Origin of the sequence: Pseudomonas nitroreducens (assembly GCF_014204515.1) — a bacterium.
GTDB classification, from domain to species: Bacteria; Pseudomonadota; Gammaproteobacteria; order Pseudomonadales; family Pseudomonadaceae; genus Pseudomonas; species Pseudomonas nitritireducens_A.
Map to the genome: position 1 here is coordinate 38,183 of NZ_JACHLI010000029.1, position 17,552 is coordinate 55,734.

Sequence of the window (17,552 nt, forward strand, 5' to 3'; positions counted from 1 at the left end):
AAAGATGGGTTGGGGGTTGCGCCTTCGGGCGTTGTTTATCGGGGTGTCCGTTCTGCTGGCATTCGTTGCCGGTGAGGTTTCTGCCGCCACGCAAATCAAGAGCGTGCGCATCTGGCGTGCGCCGGACAACACGCGCCTGGTGTTCGATCTGTCCGGTCCCGTGCAGCACAGCCTGTTCACCCTCAGTGCGCCCAATCGCATCGTCGTCGACATCAACGGCGCGCAGATGGCCGCCGCCCTCGACAAGCTCAAGCTGAGCAACACACCGATCACCGCGATGCGTTCCGCCCAACGTTCGCCCACCGACCTGCGCCTGGTGCTGGACCTGAAGAATTCGGTCACGCCCAAGAGCTTCGTGCTGCCGCCCAACCAGCAGTACGGCAACCGCCTGGTCGTCGACCTTTATGACCAGGGCGCCGACATCGCCCCGGACGTCCCCGCGACCCCGACCCCCAGCGTGCCTGCCACGCCGGTCAGCCCTGCGCAGTCGGTCGCCAAGATTCCCGCGCCGAGCAGCGGCGGCAAGCGCGATGTCGTCATCGCCATCGACGCCGGCCACGGCGGCGAAGACCCCGGCGCGCTGGGCCCGAACGGCCTGCACGAGAAGAACATCACCCTGTCGATCGCCCGCGAACTGCAACGGCAGATCAACCAGATGAAGGGCTTCCGCGCCGAACTGACGCGTACCGGCGACTACTTCATCCCGCTGCGCAACCGCACCGTGATCGCTCGCAAGAAGGGCGCAGACCTGTTCGTCTCCATCCATGCCGACGCCGCGCCCAGCCGCAGCGCCTTCGGTGCCTCGGTGTTCGCCCTGTCCGATCGTGGCGCTACCTCCGAGACCGCCCGCTGGCTGGCCGACACGGAAAACCGCTCCGACCTCATCGGCGGCGACGGCGGCGTGAACCTCGACGACAAGGACAAGATGCTCGCCGGCGTACTGCTCGACCTGTCGATGACCGCCACCATGTCTTCCAGCCTGGACGTCGGCCACAAGGTGCTGACCAGCGTCGGCCGTGTTACCCCGCTGCACAAGCGTCGCGTGGAGCAGGCCGGCTTCATGGTGCTGAAGTCGCCGGACATCCCGTCGATCCTGGTGGAAACCGGCTTCATCTCCAACCCCAACGAATCCGCCAAGCTGGCCAGCGGCTCGCACCAGCAGGCGCTGGCGCGCTCCATTGCTGCCGGCGTGCGCCAGTACTTCGTGCAGACCCCGCCGCCGGGCACCTACATCGCCTCGCTGCGCGATGGCGGCCAGCTGGCTTCCGGCCCGCGCGAGTACGTCGTGCGTAGTGGCGACAGCCTGGCGATGGTGGCCAGCCGCTTCGATGTCAGCACCGCTTCGATCCGCAGCACCAACTCGCTCAAGAGCGATGAGCTGAAGATCGGCCAGGTGCTGAAGATTCCGGGCACCTCCCTGGCGTCGCAGCAATGACTGACGCTCGCCGCATCCAGCTGCTCACACCGCGGCTGGCGAACCAGATCGCTGCCGGCGAAGTGGTCGAACGACCTGCGTCGGTGATCAAGGAACTGCTGGAAAACTGCCTGGACGCCGGCGCCAAGCGCATCGACATCGAAGTCGAGCAGGGCGGCGTCAAGCTGCTGCGCGTGCGTGACGATGGCAGCGGCATCCCGGCGGACGACCTGCCGCTGGCCCTGGCGCGCCACGCCACCAGCAAGATCCGCGAACTCGAAGACCTGGAACGGGTGATGAGCCTGGGCTTCCGTGGCGAGGCGCTGGCCTCGATCAGCTCCGTCTCGCGCCTGACCCTGACTTCCCGCACCGCCGATGCCGAGCAGGCCTGGCAGGTGGAAGTCGAGGGCCGCGACATGGAGTCCACGGTGAAGCCGGCGGCCCACCCGGTGGGCACCAGCATCGAAGTGCGCGACCTGTTCTTCAACACCCCGGCGCGGCGCAAGTTCCTGCGTGCCGAGAAGACCGAATTCGACCACCTGCAGGAAGTCATCAAGCGCCTGGCGCTGGCGCGCTTCGACGTGGCCTTCCACCTGCGCCACAACGGCAAGACCATCCTCTCGCTGCATGAAGCCCGGGACGAAGCTTCCCGTGCCCGACGCGTGGGCGCCGTGTGCAGCTCCGGCTTCCTCGAACAGGCCATGCCCATCGAAGTGGAGCGCAACGGCCTGCACCTGTGGGGCTGGGTTGGCCTGCCGACCTTCTCGCGCAGCCAGCCGGACCTGCAGTATTTCTACGTGAACGGCCGCATGGTGCGCGACAAGCTGGTCGCCCACGCGGTGCGCCAGGCCTACCGCGACGTGCTGTACAACGGCCGTCATCCGACCTTCGTGCTGTTCTTCGAGGTCGATCCGTCGGTGGTGGACGTCAACGTTCACCCGACCAAGCATGAAGTGCGTTTCCGCGACGGTCGCATGGTCCATGACTTCCTCTACGGCACCCTGCACCGGGCGCTGGCGGAAGTGCGTCCGGACGACCAGCTGGCGCCGCCGGGAGCGACCACCCTGACCGTGCCGCGCCCCACCGGAGCGGAAGCCGGCGAGTTCGGCCCGCAGGGCGAGATGCGCCTGTCCGAGACGGTACTGGAAGCCCCGGCTGCCGCGCGCGCCTGGCAGCCGAGCGCGACATCGGGTGGTTCCGGTGGAGGCGGCGGTGGCTACAGCTACCAGCCCAATCGCCCGGAAATGCCGCCGATCCAGGAGGCCCAGGGCGCCTACAAGGCCTACTTCGCCCCGCTGTCCGAGCAAACGCCGCAGGCGCTGCCGGAAAGCAGCCAGGACGTGCCGCCGCTGGGCTATGCCCTGGCGCAGCTCAAGGGTATCTACATCCTCTCGGAGAACGCCCACGGCCTGGTGCTGGTGGACATGCACGCCGCCCACGAGCGGATCATGTACGAGCGCCTGAAGACCGCCATGGCCAGCGAAGGCCTGCGCGGCCAGCCGCTGCTGGTGCCGGAGTCCATTGCCGTCAGCGAGCGCGAGGCGGATTGCGCCGAGGAACATGGGGCCTGGTTCTCCAGGCTCGGCTTCGAGCTGCAGCGGCTCGGCCCGGAAACCCTGGCGATCCGTCAGATTCCCGCGCTGCTCAAACAGGCCGAAGCCACCCAGCTGGTGCGCGACGTGCTCGCCGACCTGCTGGAGTACGGCACCAGCGACCGCATCCAGGCGCACCTCAACGAGTTGCTCGGCACCATGGCCTGCCACGGCGCCGTGCGCGCCAATCGCCGCCTGACCCTGCCGGAGATGAACGGCCTGCTGCGCGACATGGAAGTGACCGAGCGCAGCGGCCAGTGCAACCACGGCCGGCCGACCTGGACCCAGCTGGGGCTCGACGAACTGGACAAGCTTTTCCTGCGCGGACGTTGATCTTCGTAAGCTTGCGTTCAGGAAAGTGCAGTAAACTGCGCGCCAATCGATTCAGCAGTGCGCAATAACCTGCGTTCAGTAATAACGAGCCTCCGATGTCCCTGCCTCCCGCGATATTTCTCATGGGCCCCACTGCCGCCGGCAAGACCGACCTGGCGCTGGAGCTGGCGCGTCTGCTGCCGGTGGAGCTGATCAGCGTGGATTCGGCGCTGGTCTATCGCGACATGGACATCGGCACCGCCAAGCCTCCGCGGGAGGTGCTGGCCGAGTTCCCGCACCGTCTGATCGACATCCGTGACCCCAGCGAGGCCTATTCGGCCGCGGAATTCCGCGCCGACGCCCTGGCGGCCATGGCCGAGATCACCGCAGCCGGGAAGATTCCCCTGCTGGTGGGCGGCACCATGTTGTATTTCAAGGCGTTGCTGGAAGGCCTGGCCGACATGCCCAGCGCCGACCCCGCCGTGCGTGCCGAGCTGGAAGCCCGCGCTGCCACCGAAGGCTGGGGCGCGCTGCATGAGGAGCTGGCCAGCGTTGACCCGGAGTCGGCTGCACGCATTCATCCGAACGACCCCCAGCGCCTTGTTCGAGCCCTTGAGGTCTATCGCGTAAGCGGTATGTCCATGACTGCACACCGACAGCGCCAGGCTAGCGAAAATGCGGGTTTCGGCGCGCAAGGCGGTGGACAATTACCGTATACTGTGGCTCATCTGGCGATCGCGCCTCTGCAGCGCCAGGTGTTGCACGAGCGCATCGCGCAACGTTTTGACCAGATGCTGGAACAGGGCTTCATCGCCGAGGTCGAACGCCTTCGCGCAAGAAGTGACTTGCACGTGGGGCTGCCGTCCATAAGAGCGGTGGGTTACCGACAGGTATGGGATTACCTCGAGGGCAAACTGTCCTACGCTGAGATGGTGGAGCGCGGCGTCATCGCCACGCGACAACTGGCCAAGCGCCAGTTCACCTGGCTCCGCAGCTGGAGCGATCTACACTGGTTGGACAGTCAGGCAAGCGACAATTTGCCGCGTGCCTTGAAATACTTTGAGGCGGTCTCCATATAGGCTCGAGACCTTAATTCCGGCCGTCTATCCTTGGGGTTCAGGACGGCGTTAAGCCAAATTCGACTACTACTAAATCAGATTCATACCCTTACAAGGAGTGCGGCATATGTCAAAAGGGCATTCGCTACAAGACCCTTACCTCAATACCCTGCGCAAAGAACGCGTTCCGGTTTCCATCTACCTGGTCAACGGCATCAAGCTGCAGGGTCAGATCGAATCCTTCGACCAGTTCGTCATCCTGCTGAAGAACACTGTCAGCCAGATGGTCTACAAGCATGCGATTTCCACCGTGGTTCCCAGCCGCCCCGTGCGCCTGCCCACCGGTGATCAACCGGCCGAGCCGGGCAACGTTTGACGGGAGTCCGCCTTGTTCTTTGAGCGCCCGGGTGGTGGGGAACGGGCCATTCTGGTCCATCTGGAAGGTCAGGACCCCGAGGCGCGCGAAGACCCGCAGGAATTCCAGGAGCTGGCCCGTTCGGCAGGCGCGGAATCGGTTGCTTTCGTCAGCATTTCGCGCCATCAGCCCTCAGCCAAGTACCTGATCGGCAGCGGCAAGGTCGAAGAGTTGCACGACCTAGTCCACGCCGAGAAGGTCGAGCTGATCATCTTCAATCACACCCTCACGCCGAGCCAGGAGCGCAACCTCGAGCGAGCGCTCGAATGTCGCGTGCTCGATCGTACGGGGCTGATCCTCGACATCTTCGCCCAGCGCGCCCGTACCCACGAAGGCAAACTGCAGGTGGAGCTCGCCCAGCTCGAACACATGAGCACGCGCCTGGTGCGCGGCTGGACTCACCTTGAACGCCAGAAAGGCGGTATCGGCCTGCGTGGCCCGGGTGAAACCCAGCTGGAAACCGACCGCCGCCTGCTGCGTGGGCGCATCCGTCAGATCAAGTCGCGTCTTGAGAAAGTCCGCAGCCAGCGTGAGCAGGCCCGTCGCGGCCGTCGCCGGGCAGAAATTCCGGCGGTATCCCTGGTGGGCTACACCAACGCCGGCAAGTCCACGCTGTTCAATGCGCTGACCACTTCCGAGGTCTACGCGGCCGATCAGTTGTTCGCCACCCTCGACCCGACCCTGCGCCGTCTGCAGCTGGATGACGTCGGACCGGTCGTGCTGGCCGATACCGTGGGCTTCATTCGCCACCTGCCGCACAAGCTGGTGGAGGCGTTTCGAGCTACCTTGGAAGAATCCAGCAACTCCGATCTGCTGCTGCACGTGATCGACTCCCACGAGCCGGATCGCGATGCGCAGATCGAACAGGTGCTGGCCGTACTCAAGGAAATCGGCGCGAACGAGTTGCCGATGCTCGAGGTGTACAACAAGATCGACCTGCTGCCGGACATCCAGCCGATGATCCAGCGCGACGAGCTGGGCAAGCCGGTCCGCGTCTGGCTGTCGGCGCGCGAGTCGCGCGGGCTGGAGCTGCTGGAGCAGGCGATTGCCGAGCTGCTGGGGGAGGACATGTTCGTGGGAACCTTGTGCCTGCCGCAGCGCCTGGGGCGACTCCGGGCTCAGTTCTTCGAGCTGGGTGCGGTACAGTCGGAAGATCACGACGAACAGGGACGCGCCGTATTGCAGGTCCGCCTGCCGCGTGTCGAGTTGAACCGCATGGTGAGCCGCGAAGGCTGGCAGCCGGCGGAGTTCATTGCGCAACACACTTTGCAATAAAGCCCGGCACACTGTTTTTGGCAGGGTAAGGGGCATTCGGTAGCATAGGTGGGCGCGCCGTAGGCGCGTTTTCGCGTTATCAGATGGAGAGCGCTATGGCTTGGAATGAGCCGGGTGACAACTCGAACAAGAACGACCAGGACCCCTGGGGTGGACGCCGTGGTGGCGGTCGCCAGGGTCCTCCTGATCTGGATGAAGCGTTCCGCAAGCTGCAAGACAGCCTGAACGGAATTTTCGGCAAACCCAAGCGCGGCAGTGGTTCGGGTGGTGGCGGCAGTGGTCGGGGCGGCAGCCTCGGGCTGTTCGGTATCGGCCTGGCGATCCTCGCCGTGCTGTGGCTGTACAACGCCATCTACGTGGTGGACGAGCAGGAGCAGGCAGTGATCCTGCGCTTCGGTCAGTACCACGAGACCGTGGGCCCCGGCCTGAATATCTACTTCCCGCCGATCGACAAGAAGTTCCAGGAGAACGTCACCCGCGAGCGTGCCTACAGCAAGCAGGGTCAGATGCTCACCGAGGACGAGAACATCGTCGAGGTTCCGCTGACCGTGCAGTACAAGGTCAGCAACCTGAAGGACTTCGTGCTCAACGTCGATCAGCCGGAAGTGAGCCTGCAGCACGCCACCGAAAGCGCCCTGCGCCACGTGGCCGGCTCCACCACCATGGACAAGATCCTCACCGAAGGCCGTGAACAGATGGCCACCGAGGTGCGTGATCGCCTGCAGCGTTTCCTCGATACCTACAAGACCGGTATCACGGTGACCCAGGTGAACATCCAGAGCGCCGCCGCGCCGCGTGAAGTACAGGAAGCGTTCGACGACGTGATCCGTGCCCGCGAGGACGAGCAGCGCGAGAAGAACCAGGCCGAAGCCTACGCCAACGGCGTGGTGCCTGAAGCCCGTGGTCAGGCCCAGCGCATCATCGAGGAAGCCAACGGCTACCGCGATGAAGTGGTCTCCCGTGCCCAGGGTGAGGCGGATCGCTTCGCCAAGCTGGCCGGCGAATACCACAAGGCGCCGGACGTGACCCGTCAGCGTCTGTACCTGGACACCATGCAGGACGTCCTGAGCCAGACCAGCAAGGTGCTGGTGACCAGTCAGCAGGGTCAGAACAACCTGATCTACCTGCCCCTGGACAAGATGATGGATGGCCGCGGTTCGGCAACCCCGAGCAGCACGCCGAGCGCGAGCAGCAGCACGCCGGATATCGGTTCGCGCGTCGCCAACGACCTGCAGCAGCGTGACACGCGTACCCGGGAGAGTCGCTGATGAGTAACAAGTCCCTGATCGCCCTCATCGCGGGTGTGGTGGTTGCTGTTGCACTCTGGAGCAGCGTCTACGTGGTGCAGCAGACCGAGCGCGCCGTGCTGCTGCGCTTCGGTCGCGTGGTCGAGCCGGACGTGAAGCCCGGCCTGCACTTCAAGATTCCGTACGTCAACACGGTGCGCAAGTTCGACGGCCGCCTGCTGACCCTGGATTCGCCGACCCAGCGCTTCCTCACGCTGGAGAAGAAAGCGGTGATGGTCGACGCCTACGCCAAGTGGCGCGTCTCCGATGCCGAGCGCTTCTACACCGCGACCTCGGGCATGAAGCAGATTGCCGACGAGCGTCTGTCCCGCCGTCTGGAGGCTGGCCTGCGTGACCAGTTCGGTAAGCGCACCCTGCACGAAGTGGTGTCGGGTGAGCGTGATGCGCTGATGGGCGATATCACCGCTTCGCTGAACCGCATGGCGCAGAAGGAGCTGGGTATCGAGGTGGTGGACGTTCGCGTCAAGGCCATCGACCTGCCCAAGGAAGTGAACCGCAGCGTGTTCGAGCGCATGAGCACCGAGCGTGAGCGGGAAGCCCGCGAGCACCGCGCCAAGGGTCGCGAACTGGCCGAGGGTATCCGCGCGGATGCCGACCGTCAGCGCCGCGTGCTGCTGGCCGAGGCCTATCGCGAGTCGGAAGAGACCCGCGGTGACGGCGATGCCAAGGCAGCGGCGATCTACGCCAAGGCCTACACCGCCGATCCGGAGTTCTACGCCTTCACCCGCAGCCTCAAGGCCTATCGCGAAAGCTTTGCCGACAAGAAGGACGTGCTGGTGCTCGATCCGAGCAACGAGTTCTTCCGCTATCTGGAAAAAGCTAAACCTTGAGTCAAAGTCTCCGGCGGGCGGCAGCGCCCGTCGGAGAAATCGTGTTATCATGGGTCAGCCGGGAAATCCCGGCTTTTTTGCGTCCGCGAGAATGATGTACGAGAACCATGTGGCAGGAATTCGGCAAGGCGTTCTGTCTGTTGCTGGTGCTGGAAGGCATCCTTCCATTCCTGTACCCGCGTGGTTGGCGCGACGCCGTGAGCGGGCTCGGGCGCTTGGGCGACCGCAGTCTGAGACTCATCGGGCTGGGCAGCATGCTGCTCGGCACCGTCCTTCTTTACTGCATTCATTGAAGTGCCGCCCGGCCTAAAAAAGGAGAGAGGCGACATGGCAACGTTAGACCGCTGGCTGCTGCCAGATGGGATCGAAGAAGTGCTGCCACCCGAGGCGGCTCGCGTTGAAGCAGCCCGCCGTCAGGTGTTGGACCTGTTCCAGCGCTGGGGTTACGAGTTCGTCGTCACCCCGCATATCGAATACCTGGAATCCCTGCTGACCGGTGCCGGCCAGGATCTGGACCTGCGTACCTTCAAGGTCACCGATCCGGCTTCCGGCCGTCTGATGGGCTTCCGCGCGGACATCACGCCGCAAGTGGCGCGCATGGACGCCCACAGCCTGCGCCGCGAGGGCCCGAACCGCCTGTGCTACGCCGGCAGCGTGCTGCATGCCCGCCCGCGGGCGCTGGCCACTTCGCGCAGCCCGATCCAGCTGGGTGCCGAGCTCTACGGCAACACCGGTTCCGCTGGTGACGTAGAGGTCATCAGCCTGTTGCTCGACATGCTCGAAATGGCCCAAGTGCCGGACGTGCACATGGACCTCGGGCATGTCGGCATCTACCGTGGTCTGGCCCAGGCCGCCGGCTTGTCCGGCGAGGTCGAGCAACTGCTGTTCGATGCCCTGCAGCGCAAGGCCGTGGACGAAGTCGCAGCGTTGACCGAAGGCCTGCCTGTCGAGCTCGCCGGCATGCTCCGCGCGCTCGCCGAGCTGTGCGGCAATCGCGAAGTGCTGGACCAGGCGCGCGAAGTGCTCGCCGGTGCTCCGGCCAACGTCCAGGCGGCGCTGGCTGATATCACCGCCATTGCCGATTCGCTGGCCGCGCGTTTCCCGCAGCTGCCGCTGTACTTCGACCTTGGCGAGCTGCGTGGCTATCACTATCACACGGGCGTGGTGTTTGCCGCGTTCGTGCCTGGGGTTGGCGAGTCCATCGCCCAGGGCGGCCGTTACGACGACATCGGCGCCGACTTCGGCCGAGCGCGTCCGGCCACCGGTTTCTCCACCGACCTGAAGACCCTGGTCACTCTCGGCCGCGCCCAGCTCGATGAGCCGCGCACTGGAGTCTGGGCGCCGGCCGAAGGGGCTGGCTTGTGGCAGGCGGTGCAGCAGTTGCGCCGTCAGGGCGTGCGCGTGGTACAGGCGCTGCCCGGGCAGGATGCGGCTTCGGCTTCCGAAGCGGGCTGCGACCAGCAATTGCTGGTTCGCGATGGCAATTGGCAGGTGGCCGCGCTCTGAGGCGCGCCACTTCGAGTTTCTGCCGGCCGCGGCCGGCACCGAACATCCACGATGGGGACAAGAGTTATGGGTAAGAATGTCGTAGTCCTGGGCACCCAGTGGGGTGATGAGGGCAAAGGCAAGATCGTCGACCTGCTGACCGACCAGGCTGCTGCCGTGGTGCGTTACCAGGGCGGCCACAACGCCGGTCATACCCTGGTGGTCGCTGGCGAGAAGACCGTTCTGCACCTGATCCCGTCGGGCATCCTGCGCGAAGGCGTGCAGTGCCTGATCGGCAACGGCGTGGTACTGGCTCCCGACGCGCTGATGCGCGAGATCGCCAAGCTGGAAGAGAAGGGCGTACCGGTGCGCGAGCGCCTGCGCATCAGCCCGTCCTGCCCGCTGATCCTGTCCTTCCACGTGGCCCTGGACCAGGCTCGCGAGAAGGCCCGTGGCGACGCGAAGATCGGTACCACCGGTCGTGGCATCGGCCCGGCTTACGAAGACAAGGTGGCCCGTCGCGGCCTGCGCGTGGGCGACCTGTTCCACCGCGAGCGCTTCGCCGCCAAGCTGGGCGAGGTTCTGGACTACCACAACTTCGTCCTGCAGCACTATTACAAGGAGCCGGCCGTCGACTTCCAGAAGACCCTGGATGAGTGCATGGCCTACGCCGAAGAGCTGCGTCCGCTGATGGCTGACGTGACTTCGACCCTGCACGACCTGCGTCGCGCCAACGAGAACATCATGTTCGAAGGCGCCCAGGGCTCGCTGCTGGACATCGACCACGGCACCTACCCGTTCGTCACCAGCTCCAACACCACCGCTGGCGGCACCGCCACCGGTTCGGGCTTCGGTCCGCTGTACCTGGACTACATCCTGGGTATCACCAAGGCCTACACCACTCGCGTGGGTTCCGGCCCGTTCCCCACCGAGCTGTTCGATGAGATCGGTGCGCGCCTGGCCAAGGTCGGTCACGAGTTCGGTGCCACCACCGGCCGTGCCCGTCGTTGCGGCTGGTTCGACGCCGTGATCCTGCGTCGCGCCATCGAGATCAACAGCCTGTCCGGCCTGTGCCTGACCAAGCTGGACGTCCTCGACGGCCTGGAAACCGTGCGTATCTGCACCGGCTACAAGAACGCCGCCGGTGAACTGCTGACCGACGCGCCGACCGACGCCGACAGCTACATCGGCCTCCAACCGATCTACGAAGACCTGCCGGGCTGGAGCGAATCCACCGTCGGCGTGCAGACCCTGGAAGGCCTGCCGGCCAATGCGCGTGCCTACATCAAGCGCATCGAGGAGCTGGTCGGTGCACCCATCGACATCATCTCCACCGGTCCGGATCGCGCCGAGACCATCGTCCTGCGCCATCCGTTCGGCTGATCCAGCAGCTGTACTCAACAACGGGCCGCTCATGCGGCCCGTTGTCGTTTCAGGGGTTGGCTTCTGTGTAGCGGCACGGGCTTTGCTGGTGAAACGGATCGGCGCCTTTCGCGCCAACTATCCGTTACGCCCGGAGGAAGCCCGCCTTGTCCGCCGTCCTGTCTCTGTTGCGCAGCCGCCTGCTGCGCCCCGCTTTCATCGCCCTGGGTATCGCGCTGCTGGTGCAGCTGATGATTGCCCTGTGGTTGACCCGCAGTACCGTCGACGGCCTGGTCACCGACCTGGGCGCACACCTGGGTAACGAATCGCAACGCCTGGCCGGTGAGCTGGAGCAGGCTGGGCGGGAAGTCACCTCGGGGCTGAATGACCTCTCCGCGCGCACCCGCGAGCGCCTGGGTTCGGCGCTCTCCGCGCGCCTCAAGGAGGAGCAGGGTCAGTTGCGCCAGAGCCTGGAGCAGAGCCTGCGCCAGTCCGCCACGGAATTGGCGCAGCTGCTCGCCGCCGTGGCACCCAAGGCGATGTGGGACAACGACGTGCCGATGCTTTCGGATTACGCCCGACGCGCCCAGGCCAATCCCAATGTGCTCTTCGTGGTCTACGACGATCCGCAGGGGCAGCACCTTACCCGTTATCTGAACCGGCAGGACCCGCGCGTGGCCGCTCTGTTGGAGAAGGGCAAGGGTGAGCGTGCGCTGGATAAGGTGCTGGAGGCGGCTGGTCATGACGCCTCGGTATTCCTCGTCGAGGCGCCGATCAGCCCGAACGGCGTGGAAATCGGCAAGGTGCGCCTGGGCGTTTCCACCGATGCCATCGAGAAGCAGATCGCCGCGCTGGACCAGCGCTTCTCCGCCCTGGTTGCCAGCGGTGATCAATTGGTCGGCGAAAGTCTCGCGGGTGCGGCAGCGGACAGCACCAAGGCGCTCACGGCGCGCTTGCAGTCGGCGAAGCAGGCGGCGGAGGGCATGAGCCAGGGCGCGAAGACTTCCATCGAGGAGGCGGCCGGCACCCTGCGCTGGCGGATCGGCATGGGGCTGCTGCTGGTCGGGCTTGGCGTGCTGCTGTGCCTGGCCATCGTGCTCGGCCGCCGCGTGGTGAATCGCCTGCGGCTGTTGATCAATGCACTGAACGATCTGGTGGCCGGGGAGGGCGACCTGACCCGTCGGGTGCGCCTGGATAGTCGCGATGAGCTGGGCGAGATGGCCACGGCGGTGAACCGTTTCGTCGACAAGCTGCAGCCCATCGTGCGCGAGGCCGGGCAGGTGGCGCAGCAGACTGGCAGTGAAATCGCGGCGCTGGCCAGTCGCAGCGCCAGCGCCGAGGCGGCGGCGGAGCGCCAGCGCAATGAGGTGGCGGGCAGCCTGGAGGCGCTCTCCGGAATGGCGGCGGAAGCCGAGATGGAAAGCCGCTCGATGCAGGCGGCCCTGGCGCGGGTCGGTGAGATTCGCAAGGCGGCGCAGGCCAATGCGGCGATTGCCCGCAAGGTTGGCGGATTGATCGAGACGCTGGAGTCCCGCGTGCAGAACGGCGCCGGCGTGATCGAACGGCTGGCGCGGCAGAGCGAGCAGATCGAAGTGGTGCTCTCGGTGATCCATGGCATCGCCGAGCAGACCAACCTGCTGGCGCTCAACGCCGCCATCGAGGCGGCGCGTGCAGGGGAGAGTGGGCGCGGATTCGCCGTGGTCGCCGACGAGGTGCGCGCGCTGGCGAGCAAGACCCAGCAGTCCACTGGCGATATCCAGTCGCACATCGGCGCGCTGCAGGACGGTGCTCGCGAGGCGGTGTCCGCCATCGGTCAAGCCCGTGAGCAGGCGGTACAGGGCCTGGCGGCGTTGCAGGACAGTGAGCGGCTGCAGCGTGAAGTGCAGAGCGCCGTCGAGGAAGTGCACGGCGCCATCGAGGCAGCGACGCATTCGGCGCAGCAGCAGGCGGCCGGCGCCGCGGCGGTGCGTGGGCGGGTCGAGGTGATCCATGCCGAGGCGAGTCTGGCGGCGGAAGCGGTGAGTGCGACGGCCAGCAGCGGGCGAGTGCTCGATGGTCTGGCAGGGCAGTTGCGCGCCAGCCTGGGGCAGTTCAAGGCCTGAGCGGCGCCAGAATGCTTTCGTAGGAGCGGACTATGTCCGCGATATGCAGCCGGCCAGCTCCGAGCTGCCGGCGACCTATCGCGGACAGAGTCCGCTCCTACGCCAAGTTTGAATTTCCGGCCCTACGAGGGGGATCGAGGCGTGGGTTTGAAATTTTCAGGAACGCCGAAAACAAAAAAGCCGAGCTATGCTCGGCTTTTTCGTTTGAAGATGGTGCCCAGGAGAAGACTCGAACTTCCACGGTGTTGCCACCGCTAGGACCTGAACCTAGTGCGTCTACCAATTCCGCCACCTGGGCATGCTTTTCAGCATGGGGTGCGATGATCGCTCATCGTCTTGCGGTGGTGCAACCCTTGGTTGCATCGGGCGGTCAAATGTTCGGTTATCAGGGTTCCGAACCCGCCTGATAAAGCCTGTCAGAGACTGACTTTATCCTTGAATAAGTGGTGCCCAGGAGAAGACTCGAACTTCCACGGTGTTGCCACCGCTAGGACCTGAACCTAGTGCGTCTACCAATTCCGCCACCTGGGCACTGGAGTCGATGATTACTCATCGTTTCCGTGTTACAACGTCTGTCTGACGCTGTGGGCGCGAACTATACGGAGAGGGTTTTCGCTTGTAAACCCCTGATGCGATAAAAAATTTATTCTTGCCCAAAGCTGACCGACGAGCGGATTTCGCGCTTCAATAAGCACATGGCGCTCCATACCCCTATATATAAGGTGACCGCACTTTAATGGCCGATTGGCAAAACCTCGATCCCGAGGCCGCCCGCGAGGCGGAAAAATATGACAACCCCATCCCCAGCCGTGAACTCATCCTGGCGCACCTCGCCGAACGCGGCGCCCCCGCGACGCGAGCCCAGCTGCTGGAAGAGCTCGGCCTCTCCGGCGAAGAGCAGGAAGAAGCGCTGCGCCGCCGACTGCGCGCCATGGAGCGCGACGGCCAGCTCATCTATACCCGCCGTGGCGCCTATGCGCCGGTGGACAAGCTTGACCTGATCCTCGGCCGCATCGCCGGCCACCGCGACGGCTTCGGCTTCCTGATCCCCGATGACGGCAGCGACGACCTGTTCCTCAGCCCGACGCAGATGCGCCTGGTGTTCGATGGCGACCGCGCCCTGGCGCGTGTGTCCGGCTTCGACCGCCGCGGTCGCCGCGAAGGCGCGGTGGTGGAAGTGGTCGAGCGTGCCCACGAGACCATCGTCGGCCGTTACTTCGACGAGAGCGGTATCGGCACGGTGGTCGCCGACAACCCGAAGATCCAGCAGGAAGTGCTGATCCCGCCGGGCAAGGCCGGCAAGGCCAAGCACAATCAATTCGTCCAGGTGCGCATTGACGTCTGGCCGAACGTGCATCGCCAGGCCCAGGGTGAAGTGGTGGAAGTGCTCGGCGACTACATGGCGCCCGGCATGGAAATCGAAGTCGCGCTGCGCAGCTACGACATTCCCCACACCTGGCCCGAGGCCGTGGAGAAGGAAGCGGCCAAGCTCAAGCCCGAAGTGCTGGAGAAGGACAAGGAAAAGCGCATCGACCTGCGCGCCCTGCCTTTCGTCACCATCGACGGCGAGGACGCCCGCGACTTCGACGACGCGGTCTATGCCGAGAAGCGTAAAGGCGGCGGCTGGAAGCTGTTCGTCGCCATCGCCGACGTCTCTCATTATGTGAAGGTCGGTTCGGCTCTGGATGAAGAGGCGGCCAAGCGCGGCAACTCGGTGTACTTCCCCGAGCGGGTGATCCCGATGCTGCCGGAGATTCTCTCCAACGGCCTGTGCTCCCTCAATCCGCTGGTCGATCGCCTGGCCATGGTCTGCGAGATGAATCTCTCCAAGGCCGGCAAGATGACCGACTACCAGTTCTACGAGGCGGTCATCCATTCCCATGCGCGCCTGACCTACACCAAGGTCAGCCAGTACCTGGAAACCCCGGACAGTCCCGAAGGCCAACGCCTGAAGGAGCAGCTGCCGGCGGTAGTGCCGCACCTCAATACGCTGTATGACCTGTACAAGGTCCTGGTCGGCGCGCGCCATGTGCGCGGTGCGATCGATTTCGAGACCCAGGAAACCCGCATCGTCTTCGGTGCCGACCGCAAGATCTCGGAAATCCGCCCGACCCAGCGCAACGATGCGCACAAGCTGATCGAGGAATGCATGCTGGCGGCCAACGTCGCCACCGCCAAGTTCCTCGAGAAGCACGGCATCCCCGCGCTGTACCGCGTTCACGACGGCCCGCCGCAGGAGAAGCTGAACAACCTGCGCCAGTTCCTCGGCGAACTGGGTCTGACGCTGTACCGCGGCAAGGGCGACCCGACCCCGGCGGATTACCAGAAGCTGCTCGAGTCGATCCAGGGCCGCCCGGACCTGCAACTGATCCAGACCGTGATGCTGCGCTCCCTGAGCCAGGCGGTGTACAGCCCGGAGAACGCCGGTCACTTCGGCCTGAATTACGAGGCCTACACCCACTTCACCTCGCCGATCCGTCGCTACCCGGACCTGCTGACCCACCGCGCGATCCGTGGCCTGATCCGCTCCAAGGCGGCTTCCGAGCACGTGCAGCGCGCTGGCGCCGCCAGCATGCCCAAGGCGCGCATCTATCCGTACGACGAGGCCCGCCTGGCGCAGCTGGGCGAGCAGTGCTCGATGACCGAGCGCCGCGCCGACGAGGCGACCCGCGACGTCACCAACTGGCTGAAGTGCGAGTTCATGCGCGAGCGCGTGGGCGAGACCTTCCCGGGCGTAATCACTGCGGTGACCGGTTTCGGCATCTTCGTCGAGCTCAGCGACATCTATGTGGAAGGCCTGGTGCACGTCACCGCGCTGCCCGGCGACTACTACCACTTCGACGCCGTGCATCATCGCCTGGCGGGCGAGCGCACCGGTCGCAGCTTCCGTCTCGGCGACACTGTCGAGGTGGTGGTGGCGCGCGTCGACCTGGATGAGCGCAAGATCGACTTCGAGCTCTCCGACAACGTGCTCAGCGCGCCCATCGGCCGCAAGAAGCGCGGCGACAAGGCCGAGCCGGTCGCCAAGGGCAAGCCGACCAAGGGCCGGGCGCCCAAGGCTGTGGCGGCGAAAGACAAGCCGGCGCGGGCTCCGCGTGCCGTGGCGGACGATCCGTACCTCGCTCCGGATGTGGCCGTGCAGCCACGCAAGCGCAAGGTCGGCGTGGTCCAGGCGCTGCCCTCGGTGGCTCCGGAAATGCTCGCCAAGGCCGAGGAAATGCTCGGCAATACCGATGTGCGCAAGAGCCGCGAGGTGAAGAAGGCGCTGCTCGAAGAAGCCAAGGTCGGTGGCAACAAGCCGGCTGCCGGCAAAGGCAAGGTCGCGCCCGCCGCGGGCAAGCCGCGCAACCCGTCGAAACAGAAGGCCCGCTCCGCCAAATCGGCCAAGCACCGCAAGGGTTCTTCCGCGCCCAAGTCGGGTGACACTGGCGGCGCACCGGCCAGCAAGCGTAAGGCGAAGAAATGAGTCAGTGGGAAAAGGTCTACGGGGTTCATGCCGTAGAAGCGTTGCTGCGCCATCACCCCAAGCGGGTCAAGCAGCTGTGGCTGGCCGAAGGCCGGCAGGACCCGCGGGTCCAGACGCTGGTCGAGCTGGCCGGCCAGGCGCGCGTGCCGGTAGGGACGCGCGACCGCAAGGAGCTGGACGAGTGGGCCGAAGGCGTGCACCAGGGCGTGGTCGCCGAGGTCAGCCCGAGCCAGGTGTGGGGCGAGAACATGCTGGAGGAGCTGCTGGAGCGCTCCGCCGGCCCGGCGCTGCTGTTGGTGCTGGATGGTGTGACCGACCCGCACAACCTCGGCGCCTGCCTGCGTACCGCCGATGCGGCGGGGGCGCTGGCAGTGATCGTGCCCAAGGACAAGTCCGCCACCCTCAACGCTACCGTGCGTAAAGTGGCCTGCGGCGCCGCCGAAGTCATCCCGCTGGTGGCGGTGACCAACCTCGCGCGCACCCTGGAGAAACTCCAGCAGCGCGGCCTGTGGATCGTCGGCACCGCCGGCGAGGCCACCCAGATGCTCTATGAGCTGGACCTCACCGGGCCGACCGTGCTGGTGATGGGCGCCGAAGGCAAGGGCATGCGCCGCCTGACCCGCGACCACTGCGACTACCTGGCCAAGCTGCCGATGCAGGGCAGCGTCAGCAGTCTGAACGTCTCGGTGGCCACCGGCGTCTGCCTGTTCGAGATCGTTCGGCAACGTTCCGCTGCCAGCGCCAAGCCTTAAGCGCCAAGCTGCAAGTAAAAGCTTGCGAGCGGGGAGCCTGCCCGGTTCCCTGGCTTGCAGCTTGCAGCTTGCAGCTTGCAGCTTGCAGCTTGCAGCTTGCAGCTTGCAGCTTGCAGCTTGCAGCTGCGGCAGTTGTACAAATAATCGTCAATTGCCTTGCGCCACCTTCCCCCCTTCTCTAG

General features: G+C 65.3%; 13 protein-coding genes, 2 tRNA genes and 1 pseudogene. 14 read left to right on the plus strand and 2 right to left on the minus strand.

Going from position 1 to position 17,552, the window contains the following annotated elements; translation table 11 throughout:
• Positions 1–4: 4 nt before the first annotated feature.
• From amiB to HNP46_RS36260, 12 genes and pseudogenes are all read left to right on the plus strand, one after another.
• Entirely contained in the window at positions 5–1,435 is a 1,431-nt protein-coding gene (gene amiB, locus HNP46_RS27100) for an N-acetylmuramoyl-L-alanine amidase AmiB (RefSeq protein ID WP_184595194.1), read from the plus strand.
• The gene (gene mutL, locus HNP46_RS27105) at positions 1,432–3,339 is read left to right on the plus strand and encodes a DNA mismatch repair endonuclease MutL (RefSeq protein WP_184595196.1); all 1,908 of its coding nucleotides are present in this window, start codon (positions 1,432–1,434) and stop codon (positions 3,337–3,339) included. The genes amiB and mutL overlap by 4 nt, the downstream gene beginning before the upstream one ends.
• A 95-nt stretch (positions 3,340–3,434) precedes the next feature.
• On the plus strand, positions 3,435–4,397 hold the full coding sequence (gene miaA, locus HNP46_RS27110) for a tRNA (adenosine(37)-N6)-dimethylallyltransferase MiaA (protein WP_184595198.1): 963 nt from the start codon (positions 3,435–3,437) through the stop codon (positions 4,395–4,397).
• 106 nt (positions 4,398–4,503) lie between these two features.
• Positions 4,504–4,752, plus strand: a complete 249-nt coding sequence (hfq, locus tag HNP46_RS27115) for an RNA chaperone Hfq (protein WP_017520393.1) — start codon at positions 4,504–4,506, stop codon at positions 4,750–4,752.
• 12 nt (positions 4,753–4,764) lie between these two features.
• A complete protein-coding gene (gene hflX, locus HNP46_RS27120; protein ID WP_184595200.1) occupies positions 4,765–6,066 on the plus strand; it encodes a ribosome rescue GTPase HflX in 1,302 nt (433 codons plus the stop codon).
• Positions 6,067–6,161: 95 nt separating this feature from the next.
• Entirely contained in the window at positions 6,162–7,334 is a 1,173-nt protein-coding gene (gene hflK / locus HNP46_RS27125; protein WP_184595202.1) for an FtsH protease activity modulator HflK, read from the plus strand.
• Positions 7,334–8,203, plus strand: a complete 870-nt coding sequence (hflC, locus tag HNP46_RS27130) for a protease modulator HflC (RefSeq protein WP_184595205.1) — start codon at positions 7,334–7,336, stop codon at positions 8,201–8,203. Before hflK ends, hflC begins: the two co-directional genes overlap by 1 nt.
• 107 nt (positions 8,204–8,310) lie before the next feature.
• Positions 8,311–8,496, plus strand: a complete 186-nt coding sequence (locus HNP46_RS27135) for a DUF2065 domain-containing protein (RefSeq protein WP_037012084.1) — start codon at positions 8,311–8,313, stop codon at positions 8,494–8,496.
• A 34-nt stretch (positions 8,497–8,530) separates the two neighbouring features.
• Complete coding sequence (locus HNP46_RS27140) at positions 8,531–9,709, plus strand: ATP phosphoribosyltransferase regulatory subunit (protein WP_184595207.1); 1,179 nt, start codon at positions 8,531–8,533, stop codon at positions 9,707–9,709.
• Positions 9,710–9,775: 66 nt separating this feature from the next.
• Positions 9,776–11,071 (plus strand): adenylosuccinate synthase, encoded by a 1,296-nt coding sequence (locus HNP46_RS27145; protein ID WP_184595209.1) that lies wholly within the window; start codon positions 9,776–9,778, stop codon positions 11,069–11,071.
• Positions 11,072–12,096: 1,025 nt separating this feature from the next.
• Positions 12,097–12,294 (plus strand): annotated as a pseudogene (locus HNP46_RS36255) (HAMP domain-containing protein); the annotation flags it as partial.
• Positions 12,268–13,152: a methyl-accepting chemotaxis protein gene (locus HNP46_RS36260; protein WP_409372474.1), complete on the plus strand. Its 885-nt coding sequence runs from the start codon at positions 12,268–12,270 to the stop codon at positions 13,150–13,152. The pseudogene HNP46_RS36255 and the gene HNP46_RS36260, both read left to right, overlap by 27 nt.
• Positions 13,153–13,363: 211 nt before the next feature.
• On the opposite strand, the gene HNP46_RS27155 is transcribed toward HNP46_RS36260, so the two are convergent.
• A tRNA-Leu gene (locus HNP46_RS27155) sits at positions 13,364–13,450 on the minus strand.
• A 146-nt stretch (positions 13,451–13,596) separates the two neighbouring features.
• Positions 13,597–13,683 (minus strand) — tRNA-Leu (locus HNP46_RS27160).
• 205 nt (positions 13,684–13,888) lie between these two features.
• On the opposite strand from HNP46_RS27160, the gene rnr reads away from it, so the two are divergent.
• Together rnr and rlmB are read left to right on the plus strand one after the other, a co-directional pair.
• Positions 13,889–16,618, plus strand: coding sequence for a ribonuclease R (rnr, locus tag HNP46_RS27165; RefSeq protein WP_184595212.1), 2,730 nt, complete (start codon positions 13,889–13,891; stop codon positions 16,616–16,618).
• Positions 16,615–17,370: a 23S rRNA (guanosine(2251)-2'-O)-methyltransferase RlmB gene (rlmB, locus tag HNP46_RS27170; protein ID WP_184595214.1), complete on the plus strand. Its 756-nt coding sequence runs from the start codon at positions 16,615–16,617 to the stop codon at positions 17,368–17,370. The genes rnr and rlmB overlap by 4 nt, the downstream gene beginning before the upstream one ends.
• Positions 17,371–17,552 lie beyond the last annotated feature (182 nt).